This window comes from Limisphaera sp. VF-2, from assembly GCF_049537125.1.
Taxonomy (GTDB): Bacteria; Verrucomicrobiota; Verrucomicrobiia; order Limisphaerales; family Limisphaeraceae; genus Limisphaera.
On sequence record NZ_JBMVQY010000001.1, the window covers coordinates 674515 to 687804 of the forward strand.

10 protein-coding genes are annotated in these 13290 nt (G+C 66.4%); 3 read left to right on the forward strand and 7 right to left on the reverse strand.

The annotated features are described in order from the left end of the window. Positions 1–34: 34 nt before the first annotated feature. From ACPDIT_RS02405 to ACPDIT_RS02435, 7 genes are all read right to left on the reverse strand, one after another. A complete protein-coding gene (locus ACPDIT_RS02405) occupies positions 35–478 on the reverse strand; it encodes an acyl-CoA thioesterase (protein ID WP_423441214.1) in 444 nt (147 codons plus the stop codon). A 615-nt stretch (positions 479–1093) separates the two neighbouring features. Then, on the reverse strand, positions 1094–1360 hold the full coding sequence (gene rpsR, locus ACPDIT_RS02410; protein WP_423441216.1) for a 30S ribosomal protein S18: 267 nt from the start codon (positions 1358–1360) through the stop codon (positions 1094–1096). Between the two features lie 5 nt (positions 1361–1365). Further along, positions 1366–1533, reverse strand: coding sequence for a 50S ribosomal protein L33 (gene rpmG / locus ACPDIT_RS02415; protein ID WP_423441218.1), 168 nt, complete (start codon positions 1531–1533; stop codon positions 1366–1368). A 3-nt stretch (positions 1534–1536) separates the two neighbouring features. Next, complete coding sequence (locus ACPDIT_RS02420; protein ID WP_423441219.1) at positions 1537–2001, reverse strand: TraR/DksA family transcriptional regulator; 465 nt, start codon at positions 1999–2001, stop codon at positions 1537–1539. Between the two features lie 311 nt (positions 2002–2312). Next, positions 2313–4598 (reverse strand): hybrid sensor histidine kinase/response regulator, encoded by a 2286-nt coding sequence (locus ACPDIT_RS02425; protein WP_423441221.1) that lies wholly within the window; start codon positions 4596–4598, stop codon positions 2313–2315. Further along, positions 4595–5854 carry a chemotaxis protein CheW gene (locus ACPDIT_RS02430; protein WP_423441223.1) on the reverse strand — a complete coding sequence of 420 codons (1260 nt, stop codon included), beginning with the start codon at positions 5852–5854 and terminating at the stop codon, positions 4595–4597. The genes ACPDIT_RS02425 and ACPDIT_RS02430 overlap by 4 nt, the downstream gene beginning before the upstream one ends. A gap of 105 nt (positions 5855–5959) precedes the next feature. Then, entirely contained in the window at positions 5960–7585 is a 1626-nt protein-coding gene (locus ACPDIT_RS02435) for a methyl-accepting chemotaxis protein (protein ID WP_423441225.1), read from the reverse strand. A 203-nt stretch (positions 7586–7788) separates the two neighbouring features. On the opposite strand from ACPDIT_RS02435, the gene ACPDIT_RS02440 reads away from it, so the two are divergent. The 3 genes from ACPDIT_RS02440 (at position 7789) to ACPDIT_RS02450 (ending at position 13100) form a co-directional block, all read left to right on the forward strand. Beyond that, positions 7789–8940: a Gfo/Idh/MocA family protein gene (locus ACPDIT_RS02440; protein WP_423441227.1), complete on the forward strand. Its 1152-nt coding sequence runs from the start codon at positions 7789–7791 to the stop codon at positions 8938–8940. 81 nt (positions 8941–9021) lie between these two features. After that, the gene (locus ACPDIT_RS02445) at positions 9022–9933 is read left to right on the forward strand and encodes a sugar phosphate isomerase/epimerase family protein (protein ID WP_423441229.1); all 912 of its coding nucleotides are present in this window, start codon (positions 9022–9024) and stop codon (positions 9931–9933) included. Positions 9934–10460: 527 nt separating this feature from the next. After that, positions 10461–13100, forward strand: coding sequence for a DUF7594 domain-containing protein (locus ACPDIT_RS02450; RefSeq protein ID WP_423441231.1), 2640 nt, complete (start codon positions 10461–10463; stop codon positions 13098–13100). The last annotated feature ends 190 nt before the right edge of the window (positions 13101–13290 follow it).

Consider the following 13290-nt stretch of genomic DNA (forward strand, 5'->3'; position numbering starts at 1 on the left):
CGCGGTGTGGCTCCCCCCTCCAACCACCGACCGTTCACACCGGTTCGCGCTGCACCCGGACCGGACCCGCCCCCGTGGAGAACAAACTCCGGACTTCGGAACCCACCTCGGCCAGTCGTCCGGTTGCCCGGTCCAACGGGCACCACAAGGTACGGACGTGAGCGAGCAGCCTGCCGTCCGGCGCCCGCGTCATCTCTGTGAAGCGTTCAAACCGAAATCGCGACGCTGCCCCCACCCACGTGCGCAGCTTGACGGTGTCGCCCGGTCGCGCCGGATGTTTGTAATCCACCTCATGACGCAAGACCACCCAGACCAGCCGCGCTTGTGCCTCTGCCGGCGCATGGGCCTGCCAATGGGCCACGGCCACCTCTTGCGCCCACCGCAGGTACACCACGTTGTTCACATGGCCCAGAGGATCGATGTCCTCGGGTTTCACCCGCACGGTCATTTCGAACGGGGCCACACAGGTCGGTTTCATGTTCTGGTCGCCTGCCCGCTGCGATCAGAGCACAGCCGGGGCAGAACTGTCGAGTGCACGCTGGCAAGAACCCAGGCCCGCGACCCCGGTTCGTGGAAATCGATCCGAGAGGGGGGCCCGGGGGCACGTGGGGGCCGGCCGGCGCCGGTGCCCTGATCCACTTCACAAAGACAGGTTGTCCCTTGGGGTGGCGGGTCCGTGCACTCGCAGCCCCCGACGCTCGAGATCTGCCCCTTTTGGCGGAGCGAGGAGAAACCGGCTCAGGCGGGATCGAGTCGGATGGCGCTGTCCTGACGCTGATGCTACTGCGAAAGAATCACAAGTCGGGGTTGAAGGACGCCTCCGCGCTGATGCATGCCGACTCCCGCCCGAAAACCCGATCGTCGGACATGGCCGCAACGACCCGCGCGAATCTGCCGGAACAGAAGGAAACCGCCGACCGCCAAACTTCCTGGCCGGCGTTATCAGCATGTCCCCCTGGTGGCGGGGAAGACGTGAGAAAGCCGCTGCGATCGCAGCTTGGCAGGGCCTCGCCCCGCAGTGCTGCGCTGCCGCGTCACGATGCGTTGTTCCCTCCCCGCCCCGGGTGGTCGCATCCGGAGGTGGCGGGGGTGATCAACGCATGAGCAGCATCTGCCGGGCGCGCTTGATGGCCCGGGCCAGCCGCCGCTGGTAATGGGCCGGCAGACCGGTGTACTTGCGCGGGAGAATCCGACCCTGCTCGGTGACGAATTGCTTCAGCAGGTTGACGTTCTTGTAGTCCAGGGCCTCGATGGTGAAGTCGATCTTGGGCTTCGGCCGCGCCTGCCGGCGCTCCTGCAACAAGGCCAGCGTCCGGGGATCCACCCGGCGTTCGGATTCCAAATGGGTTTTGCGAGGCATACGGGTTACTTGATCTCGCGGTGCAGGGTGTGACGGCGGAGGAACGGATTGTACTTCCTCAGCTCCAGCCGCTCGGTCTTGGTCTTCTTGTTTTTCGTGGTGGTATAGCGCGAGGGCGGCTTGCCTTCCTTGGCCGCCTCGGTGCACTCCAAAATGATAATCTCACGGGGCATGGCTCACTCCTTCTCTTTCAACTTGTCCTCGCCCTCTTCCTCGGAGTTCTCCGTCTCCGTCGGGGCCACCAGGTCCAATGCGCCCAGGGAGGCCAGGCGACGTTGCTTGACCATGCCTTCGCGCTCCAACTGGGCCTGCGCCTCGACAGTGTAGCGGGCCCAGGGGATCGCGTCCAGCCGCGCCTTCGGGATCGGCTTGCCGGTCAATTCGCAAATGCCGTAGGTGTTCTTCTCGATGCGCTTGAGGGCCGCCTCGATCTCATAGAGGGCGTCCTGGTCGGAGCTCAAAAGGCTCAGGGCAAAGTCCCGATCGAAGTTGTCCGTGCCGGTATCCGCCATGTGCAGGCTGTAGGTGGGCAGCTCCTGGGCGGATTCCTTGGCCAACCCGTCCCGTTGCTTGATGAGCTGTTCCCGCAGGTCCAACAGGCGCTGATAATACTTCATCCATTCCGGTTTGATCTTCGGCATCGCCGCCCTGGCCCCACGGGCCGGCGACGTTCCCAGAATGGCATCTGCCGTGGCTGCCCCCCGGACCTTCCCGGTGGCAGCCGCCTTGTTGGTGGTTTTCTTTTTCGCCGTCACGGTTCGGACACACCCAGCCGTTGAATTCGCTTCACTCCTTCCTCCACCGGGGCCCCCGCCCCATGGAGGGTGGGCGAATGTACCAAAGAAAACATCGGACGCCAGAAGAAAATTTGTAGCAGGGATCCGCCGCCGGGCCAAGTCCCCGGATCGCAGGGCGCGTTTCAGCGCGGGGCCGCAGGAGGCGGTGAAGACCGTCAGGACGGGGCCAGCAACCGTTCCACCGCAGCCATCAGCATGGACGCCACCTGTCCGTCTTTGACGACGTAAACGTTGGCGCCGGCCTCGTATCCTCGCCGTCGGCCCGCCTCGTCAGCCCGCCACGTCATCAAGATGACCGGCAGATGCAGCAGTCGCGGATCCCGTCGGATTCGTCGAATCAGTTCGAGCCCGTCCAGCCCGGGCATTTCCAAATCCGTGAGGACCAGGTCATAAGGATGCTGGTGGAGGGCCTGCCAGGCCTCCCACCCGTCCCCCGCCACGTCCGCCTGGTAGCCGCGCTGCGTCAACAGACGGCGTGTCATCTCTCGCGCCGTGGCCGAATCGTCCACGGCCAGAATGCGCCGTTGTCCCGCGGGCGGGTGGGCGGCACGGGCCGGCCGCATTTCAATTCGCCAGTTCCGGGCGCCCTGCGTTGCCGCCGCCAATTCGAGCGGCGCCAGGACCACCACGGGCCGGCCGTCCTCCAGAACCGCCGTTCCGCTCAACCCGGGAAAGCGACCCAGTCGGGGATCCAGGGGCTGCAGCAGAAGTTCTCGCTCGCCCAGGCACCGGTCCACCAACCAGCCGTACATGCCCTGAGCGGTTCGCACCATCACGGCCCACCAGGGACCGGCGCTGGACAGTCGCGGCTCCAATCCCAGGAGACTTTCCAGGCTGACCAGGGCCACCGTCTGTCCCTGCACCCGGACGAAGGGCTGTTCCCCCAGACCGTCCACGTCTTCCGGCATGACCCGCGTGACGCGTTCCACCTGGTCCAACGGAAACGCGTAGACTTCCGTGGCCACCTCCACGACCAGGGTCCGTACCACGGACAACGTCAGCGGCAAGCGCAGTTCAAAACACGTGCCACAACCCGGCTGCGTGAACACCTGGATGCGTCCCCGCATCGCATGCACGGCCTCGCGCACCACGTCCAAGCCCACGCCCCGTCCGGAATCCGAGGTCACACATTCCTTCAAGCTGAACCCGGGCTCGAACAAGAACTCCAGCAGCGCAGCCTCGTTCATCCGGGCCAGAGCCTCGGCCGAAGCGCGACCCGAACGAACCACGCAATCCCGCAATCGCGCCAGATCCACTCCGCGCCCGTCGTCCGCCACACGGATCCACAGCTCATGCGCCTCCACACCCGCTTCAACACGGACGACCGCCGGCAGCGGTTTGCCCGCCCGCCGACGCTCTTCGGGGAGTTCGCAACCATGGTCGATTGCATTGCGCACCAGGTGCATCAGCAGCTGTTCCACGCGCTCCAGGATTTCGCAGTCGATCCGTGTCCCTTGTCCCTCGATCGCCAGGCGCACCTCTTTGCCGGTCGCGCGCGCCAGATCTCGAACCAGCCGCGGCAGACGGCGCACCGCCTCGGCAAAAGGCCGCACTCGGGCCAGCAAAACCTCCAGGTACAACCGGTGCGACCATTGCGCCGTACGGCGGTCGTGCTCCCGCAGGGCCTCGCAGCACGATCCCAGAGAATCCGCGCAATCCGCCCACAGCTTCGACAGGTCTTCCACCAGCCCGGGGACCGGGCTCGGCGCCGTCCCCGGTTCTGCACCGCGCAACTGTCCGAGCAGACGATCCCCCTCCGCGTGACGACGTCGCAAGGCCTGCAGTTTGTCGACAAACGGTCCCAGCCACCGAGCATCGGAAAGCGCCTGGCCGGCCAGAGTCATCAGGCGATTGAGGCGCTCTGCCTCCCAGCGCTTGCTCCAGGCCATCCCCGCCGGCTCCGGTTCCGAGGAGGGTTGCGGCAGGGAAGACGATGCCGGCATCGGGGCGGTCCCGGCGCTCATCAGCGGTTGCGCCGCGCCCGCCTCCGCCGCTCCGGCACCGGGCGGGCCCGTTTTGCGGACCTTCAGCGGGTCGCGCACTTGCGCCACCAGGTGGGCCAGGCTTTCCAGAATGTCCGGCACCACGGAACGATGGCTTTCCAGCCAGGCCGCCAAATCCCTGGGCGCCTGCCGGGCCATGGCCTGGATGCCATCCGCCGCCCGCAGCAACACGTCCACTTCTCCCGACCCCACCGACAACCGCCGATCCCGCACCAGAGCCAGACAGTCTTCCATGGCGTGCACCACCCGCACGATGGGATCCAATCCCACGACCCGCGCCGCTCCCTTCAGAGAATGCAAGGCTCGTAACAGTTCGTCCACGAGCGGCTGGGAATCGGGGGCCTGCTCCAATTCCAACAGACGCTGCACCACCAGCGCCATCTGCGGCTCTGCTTCCCGGGCAAACAGTTCCAGCAGCGACTGATCCTCGGGATTCATCGCCCAATCTGCCTTCGTGGATCCTGAGTCCATTCGATCTCCAGCTCCCCTGATGCCCGATCCCAGTCCAACAATCCCACCCACCGGTCCGCGTAGCGGAACATGCCACAAGTGGAGCGCCCGATCGAACCGGACAATGTGACCGGCGCCTCTTGGATCTGCTCCATGCCCACCCGCACAACGTCCACCAACTGATCCACGGGCCATGCGAACGGGCCACGCTCGGATTGCGCGATCATTACCCACGGGCCCGCCGCGCCGCCGCAACGAACCACCGGATCCTCGCGACCCAGCATCCATCGCAACGACAGGCAGGGGATCACCGCCCCTCGCCATTGGACCAGGCCGCAGACCGCCCCCGGACGCAACCTGGGCAGCCGGTGCATCGCCAGGGGCCCGGTAATCTCGGCCACATGCCGGGCAGGCACGGCCCACCATTCCCCGTCCAACGCAAACACCACCACGCCCGTCGCGGGGGAGCGACCGGCTCGCAAAGGCCGGCTCAGCCACGCCTCGAAACTCCCCGGTTCCGCCGCCGGAGCCAGGGCATCCAACACCACTTGGGCGGCCGCCTGAAACACCGCACAGGCCGTACAGTTCCGCACGCGTTCCAGTTGCGGGCATTGGCCACTGCCCAGTGAGCCCTCCGTCCGCCAACAACCGGGCAGGCTGACAGCCTGCGCGGCGACCACCTGCGCGGAATCGCCTTGCCCGCGGCAAAGGGGCAGCCCCGATCGGCCTCCGTGGAGCGGTTGCGTGCAGAGTTCGATCCGCAACGCGCGGGGCCTCAGAGTCGGGCCGGCTTCAATGGCCCTGCGAACCATATGCCCCAGCCCTGCGCCCCAAAGCTCTTCCCAACGCACCCAGTGAAGCAAGCCCTGTTCGTCCAACACCACCCGCGGCACCAGGGGCCAATCCTTCCGACCCGAGTCCCGCTCGACGAAATCTTCCGCCCGACACCGAATCACGCCCCAAACACAGTCCACCAAAAAGCCCGCTCTGTGCTCGCGACCCGTGCCGTCTGGAACCAGTGCGACCAGGATGCGCGAGCGCGAGCGCACAGGTGTGGGACGGTCGAGCCACCAGGCCCCCATGTCCACCACCGGCCAAAACCGGTCGCGAACACGCACCCAGCCCGTCCACGGCGCCGGTGCCCCCGGTTGCGGAAGCAGACACGACCCGGGCAACACCCCCTCGATCCGTTTTGCCTCGACGACAAAGCGGTGCCCGTCCAACCGATACTCCAAACCCACCATGGCGCACTCCCCGCCCTCGCAGGGCCTGCCCACTCCCGATCCTCGCGCGGAGGCTTCACTACCTGCCCAGCGCCCGCGCTCCCCGGTCGTCCCCGGTAAACCTCGTCACCGGGTCCCTGTTGTCTCCTCCTGCTCGTCGACCCTGCTCGGACAACGGATCAAAACCATGACCAGCTCGTCCAGCCCTCCCACCACGCGCCATGCTTCACGGGCCGCCCGTTCGGCCTGCTGCGAAGCTTCGGTGCTGCGTTCGCACAGCTCGACCAACCCGCGCAACCGCTCGGCCAGCAGAGTCGCCTCCTGTCCCCGTTGCCGCAGTCGTTTTGCGGCTTCGGCGCGGGAAACCGAATCGTCGGGCATGGTCCGGCCCGCGTCCGGTCCGGACAGGTCGGATAAGCCGGCCTGCAGCGCGTTTTCGCAGGCCCGCGCCCCCGCTTCGGCGTCCTCGCGCACCTGCTGCAATGCCCGCTCGATTTCCCCCACCGCCACCGCCGTTTGATCGGCCAGACGCCGAACCTCCGCCGCCACGACCGCAAAGCCCAGCCCATATTCACCGGCCTTTTCCGCCTCGATGGCTGCATTGACCGCCAGTAACTGGGACTGGTCAGCAGCCTTGGCGATCATCACCAGGGCCCGTTGCATCGACTCGACCGCCTGGACCAGGCGGTTCAGACGTCCGCGCAGCTGGATCCAGTCTTCCCCGGCTCGCCGCAACCCGCGGTCTCCGCCAAGGGCCTCTGCGCGCGCGGCAACAGCCGCCTGTGTGCTGTCCGGTTCCGCCGCGGCCTGCAGTTCTTCAGTCCACCTTTTCAACTCGGCCGCCAGGGCCTCCAGCGTCCGCCGCGCCTGCCCGTTCAGCGTGCGGACCTCCGCTGTCTGGGCCTCCAGTTCCCGGAGCCGCAGCCCGCATTCCTCACGCAAATCCCTGACCCGGCGGCCTGCGCCGCAAACCGCTTCATGGATTTCAGCCGCGCGCCCCACCGCGCGGGTCAACCGGTCTCCCACACGCACCCAGAGCCCGTTGCCCACGACAGGCCAGGGCGTGCGCCATTGCCCCTGCTCCACTGCCTCCGCCCAACCGGTGAGTGCCCGGCCGATGCGTCGGGACACCCGTTGCCCCGACCACCAAAGGCCTCCTGCCGCCAGGGCAGCCAATCCCAGCGCGCCCCAACCCGTCCATCGCAAGCGCCGGAGCCTTGCCTCTTGGGCGGCCGCGTGAATCTGCTCCCACGACTGCAACTCGGGCAGCAGTCGTTGCCACCGTTCCACGGCAGCGCCATGGAATTCGGCGTACCGCGCGCGAGCCGCCGGGCCTTCGGCCTCCACGGTCGCCAGCACTCGCGCCTGGGAGGCGATCCATTCCCGGATCAATTCCAGCGCGGCGCGCAGTCGCTCCCGCACCGCCGGGTCCGAGTTCGAGTCCGCCTGCGATTGCGCCAGCAATGCCGCCAGCTCTTGCGAGTCAGGCCCCTCGGAAACCGCCGGCCCGGGACGCGACCCACCCTGCAGCAGGTCCCGTCCGGCCGCCTCCACCCGGGTTTGGAAGAGCTGCACGCGTTGTGCCAGGCGCTGCACTTCACGCAGCTCGCCTTCCACCTGCGCACGACGAAGATCTGCCCAAAGCCCGGCGGCAAGCGCCAACACCAAAGCCAAACCGCTTACAAGGGCCCCCACCCGATCGGGCGGCCCAAACCGGCGCCGGTCTTCGTTGCTGCTGGGCTGCGCCACCATGCCCGCGTCACTCTTGCTTCATCCCGGCTCCTGCACGCCTGTCCCACATCGGCACGCGCAAGCTCGATCCGGAGACAGGGGTTGTAACGGCGTCAGAGTGGCCGGTTGGCGGCAGCAGCTCAAGCCTGTTCTTTGGGGGCAGACCGGCCCACCGACCACGCTTTTGCTTGGGCTCGTTGCCCCACCGGCCTACAGTACACGACATGGAGAAGGTACGGTTGGGCATCATCGGATTGGGCAACATCGGCCGTTACCATGCCGACTATCTGTTGCAGGGCAAGGTCCAGCGCTGCGAACTGGTGGCGGTGTGCGATCCCGTGGCTCCGTTGGACCGTTATGGCGCGCTGCAGAGGTTTACGGATGCTGAAGCCCTGTTCCGGTCGGGCTGCGTGGATGCGGTCCTCATTGCCACCCCCCACTATCAGCACACCACGCTTGGCATCGCCGCCCTGGAGGCCGGCCTTCACATCCTGGTCGAAAAACCGATCTCTTCGCACAAGGCCGACGCCGAACGCCTCATCGCCGCCAGCCGGCAACATCCGAACCTGGTCTTCGCCGGCATGTTCCAGCTCCGCACCGAGCCGCGCTACCAGAAACTGCGCAGGCTCATCACCAGCGGCGAGCTGGGAGAAATCGTCCGCGTCAACTGGATCAACACCGACTGGTATCGGACGGAGATCTATTTCGCCAGCGGCGGCTGGCGCGCCACCTGGAAAGGCGAGGGTGGGGGCGTTCTCTTGAACCAGTGCCTTCACAATCTGGACACCCTGCAGTGGCTCTGCGGCATGCCGAGCCGCGTCCGCGGCTTCTGTCAATTCGGCCGCTACCATGACATCGAAGTCGAGGACAACGTCACCGCCTATCTGGAGTGGCCGAACCGTGCCACCGGCGTTTTCCTGGGGTCCACCGGCGAGAGCCCCGGCACCAACCGGCTGGAAATTGCAGGTACGCGGGGCAAGGTGGTTCTGGAGAACAACCGTCTGTTTTTCACCCGCAACGAAGTGGACATGATCGAGTTCAGTCGCACCGCCAAACAAGCGTTTGCACGACCGGACGTCTGGAATGTCGAAATCCCCTTCACGGACGCCGTGCTGCCCCATGCCATCATGGTCCAGAACTTCGTCAATGCCATCCTGGACGGGGAACCCCTCATCGCCCCGGGCCCCGAGGGCATCCATTCGGTCGAGCTGGCCAATGCCATCGTGTTCTCCGCCCTGCTGGATCGAACGCTCGACCTGCCCATGGACGGCGCCGCCTGGGAAGCCAAACTCCGGGAATTGATCGCCCAGTCCAAAAAGGAGAAGAGGGTCGTGCAGGTCGAGGCCGCCGATTTTACCGCATCCTTTCGACGTTGAACCCGCGCGGCGGTGCGCGGCCCGCATGGTGCTCCCACGGGGTCGCCGAGACCGCTGCCGCAACCCCTGTGCAACAGAGCCATGAAACTCATGGGAATTGGTGACGAGGCGGGCGTGCGCATCGAGAGTCAGATCGCCGCCCTGCGCGAACTCGGATGGACCTTCATCGAGCCCCGTACCGTGGAGGTGGCCGGATACCCCAAGGGCAACTTCCACGACATCCCCGACCCGGCCTTCGACGCGGCCGTGGCCCAGCTCGAAAAGGCCGGCATCCAGCCATACTGCTTCGGGTCCACCATCATGAACTGGGCCAAAACCATCGACACGCCGTACGAGGTGACCCTGGCCGAGGTGCGCCGCGCCATTCCGCGCATGAAACGCGTCGGCGCCCGCTACATCCGCATCATGAGCTTCAAGCCCGGCGACGACGAGTACAAGATCCCCACCAAGGTCTTCGAGCGCGTGCGCGAAGTCACCCAGATGTTTCTCGACCAGGGGCTGCAGCCCGTCCACGAAAACTGCATGAACTACGGCGGCATGAGCTGGCAACACGCGCTGGAATTGCTGGACAAATGCCCGGGACTGAAATGGGTCTTCGACACCGCCAACCCCATCCTCAACCCCGACCGCTCCAAGGCCAGACCCTGGCCGCGACAGGACCCGTGGGAGTTCTGGGAACACATCCGCGACCACGTGGTGCACATCCACGTCAAGGATGCCACTTGGGTGCCGGAGCGCAACGAAGCCACCTACCATTGGCCGGGCGAAGGTCAGGGACGCGTCCGCGACATTCTGAAAGACGCCCTGGCCCGCGGTTATGACGCCGGAATCAGCATCGAGCCGCACATGGTTGTCGTGTTCCACGATCCCACCGCGGCAGCCGCCAACGACGAGGCCCTGCGACGTAACTTCATCGAGTATGGCCGTCGTCTCGAGGCCATGATCGAAGCATTGCGGCAGGAATTGCGCCAGGCAAACGCCGGGCGTTCCTGAACGCCCCACGGCGTCGGCCCATTGTCGCCCGTTGGACTCGTCACAGGCGTCTTCGCCAGACGCGCACTTCCGTGCACCGGGCCCGGGCGACAGGGAAGGCGTCAATCAGCCCCGGGCCCTGCCCGGAGTGGCAGCCCGCGCCGTGCCCCCGCGGGTGCCCGGGTTTGGCACGCCCGGATGCGCTCCTCCCCACACCCCGACAAGGTCCCTCCAACAAACGCCGGATGGCTGGACCGGGACAATCCCGCCACAATTGAGCCGAGAACAGACCACAAGGCATGGTGAAGACAGGCCCCTCAGAGCGAACCCGACGCGCGCCGGCCGCGGGTCGGAACTGCACAGCATCAGCATCGCCGACCCTTTTTGCACTGCTCGATCGCTTCGGCCTGCTCCGCTCTCGGCTCTGCTCCAGGCTTGGGAGGCTCATCCCGGGGGTTCTTTTCGGCCTTTGGACGGGCATTGCCCCTGGCCAGGACACACCCCCTCAAAGTTCCTGGGTCCACGTCAGTCCCCGTGGCCGGGTCTGGATGCTGGCCGACCCCCTTGGCAACCGCATTCCCGACTTCTCCGTCGTCGGCTATCGGGGCGGAGCTCAAGAGCCGCCCGAGGTGCCCGTCCGCGTCACGGTCGTCCCGGGCCCCGGAGACGACACTGCGCGCATTCAGAGCGCCATTGACCAGGTCCAGCGTCTGCCGCTGGGTGCCGACGGCTTCCGCGGCGCCGTCTATCTGGCCGCCGGCGAGTTCCAGATCTCCAACCAGATCACCATCACCGCCAGCGGTGTCGTGCTCCGGGGGGCGGGCCAGGGGACCAACGACACCGTTCTCCGGGCCACTGGCCCGGGCCAGCGCACACTGATCGTGGTAACCGGCAGCGGCTCGCCCCAAACCATCCCGGAAAGCACGCGTTTGCTGACCGACACCTATGTTCCCGTGGGTGCACGCAGCCTTGAACTCGAACACACCCGCGGGCTCTCCGTCGGAGACAGGGTTTTGATCCGTCGCATCGCCACCGACACATGGATCCATGACCTTGGCATGGACCTGCTGTGTTGTCCGCCCGACGTGAACCCATGGACGCCGGCCGGGTACCACATGGACCTGGACCGGGGCATTGTTGCGATCGAGGGCCGCTCCGTGGTGTTGGATGCTCCCCTCCCCTGCGCCATCGAGCAGCGGTACGCGGGCGGCACCCTCCGACTGTACTCGTGGCCGGGCCGCATCCAACACGTCGGGATTGAAGACCTCGAAGGCATTTCTGACTTCGCCGGCCCGGAAGACGAGGATCATGCCTGGACGTTCATTCACCTCCAGGCCGTGGAGCATGCGTGGGTGCGGCGCGTGACCGCACGACATTTCGGCTTCGCCGCCGTGAGTTTGGGACGGGGGGCCCGACATGTCACCGTCAGTCACTGTACCAGCCTGGACCCCGTTTCCCAGGTCACCGGGGGCCGACGGTACGCCTTCGTCATGGATGATTGCGAGCTGTGCCTGGTCCGCGATTGCGTCACGCGCAGCGACCGGCACCAGTTCGTCACCCAGTCCCTCACCGCCGGCCCCAATGTGTTCGTCGACGGGCGCAGCGAGAATGCATTGTCCGACGCCGGCCCCCATCATCGATGGGCCACAGGCGCGCTTTGGGACAACGTTCAGGTGGAGGGACATGACCTGAACGTGCAAAACCGCGGCAATCTCGGCAGCGGCCATGGATGGGCCGGAGCCAACTGCGTCGTCTGGAATTGCCGCGCCCGCAACTTCGTCGTTCAAAACCCGCCCGGTGCCCGCAACTGGCTCATCGGTTCCGTGGGCAACCTGCGCACCGGCACTGTCTACGTGGGCCCTCACGACCCCGGCACGTATGACCGCCACGGCTCCAACGTTTTTCCGCAAAGCCTGTATTATGCCCAGCTGCAAAACCGCCTGTCCGCCCCCAACGTGCAGGTCCGGGAATACTGGCTCGGACAGCGGGATGCATTCGGGGGGCCGGACAACGCGATCGAAATCGTGGAGGTCGATCCGGCCTGGCGGACGTCAGTGCGCGCGCGTGCCGGAGCAGAGCCCCGGAACACCTTCAACACTGTGGGGCTCTCCCAATGGCTGGCGTTCACGTTCCACTTCGCCCTGGATCGCGGTCGGGTCGTCCACGCCGCAGCCCTCCAATTGTGCCTCAAGCCCGCCACCTCCAACCGCCCGCCCCCACAGCTTTACCTCGACCAACTGGAGCGGGCCGTGCCCGGCCCTTCGCTCATCCCCGGCCCCGTCGAAACGAATGGTGCCCGGGTCTATCTCGTAGACCTCGATGGGGCCCTCGACACACTGAGGGACGGGCAACTGAACCTGGCCTTGCAGGGTGACTGGGGCGTGGACTGGGCCCTGCTCGAACTCCACCTGTCCGCTGCCGCCGGTGCCGTCACCCTCCGCATCCTGCCGGAACAGGACGCCCATGTTCGGGATGGAACCTTTGCCACCTTCCACTTCGGCGCCGAGCCGCTGCTGGCGGTCAAACTCGACCGCACGCCCGGCTATACGCGTCTCGCTTACCTTCGGTGGCAGCTGCCCGAACTCCCGGCCCCGCCGGCACCCGACCTGCTTCACGCCGCCCTTCAATTGACGCCGCTGACCGTTGGCACCGCTGTCGAACATGCCCTGGCCCCGGTTCCCGAAGAAACCTGGCCCGCGGCCGGCCTCACCTGGCAAACCCGCCCGACCGCAGCTTCCCGCATCGCCACGTGGTTGCCGCAGCCGCGCCAAACGGTCTTGTTGGGTCTGACCCCGTGGGTGCAGGGCGCGTGGAGCCGCTCACGGTCGCTCGCATTCCAGATCGCGGCTCTCCAAGACGCGGGCCCGACCGGTTATGCCGACTACGCCGCCTCCGAATACCCCGAGCCCCTCCTGCGCCCCCAACTCCTGCTCACCGTACCGCCGGAACTTGTGCCCCGGCCCGCCTTTCAACAGATCCTGCTCCAAAGCGATCGACTGCGTCTGCGCGGCGAAGGTCACATTCCTCGTGCCCTTTACCGCGTGCGCTACAGCCCGGAACTTCATACGTCCTTCTCGCAGTGGACGCCGATCCTGACCAATGCCTTTCCGCAAGCGGCCGCTTTTGAGCTCGACGTTCCCATGGACCCTGGCCGGGCGGGGGGCTTCTACCTCATTGAACTCCTCTAATCCGGCTCTCGAGCCCTTCCATGGCAGGCCTGCCCTTCTGCCTGTTCTCTCCGGCCGGTTCCAGAGAGTCCCCAGGGCAGGAGCCGGGAGATTCCACGGCCCCCAGCGCCGCGCCCTTGGAAGCCCGAAACCTGTCCACCGCAGAAAGTCGATGGGCAGCCGCAACGCCGGGGTTTGCCAGGCAGTCGGA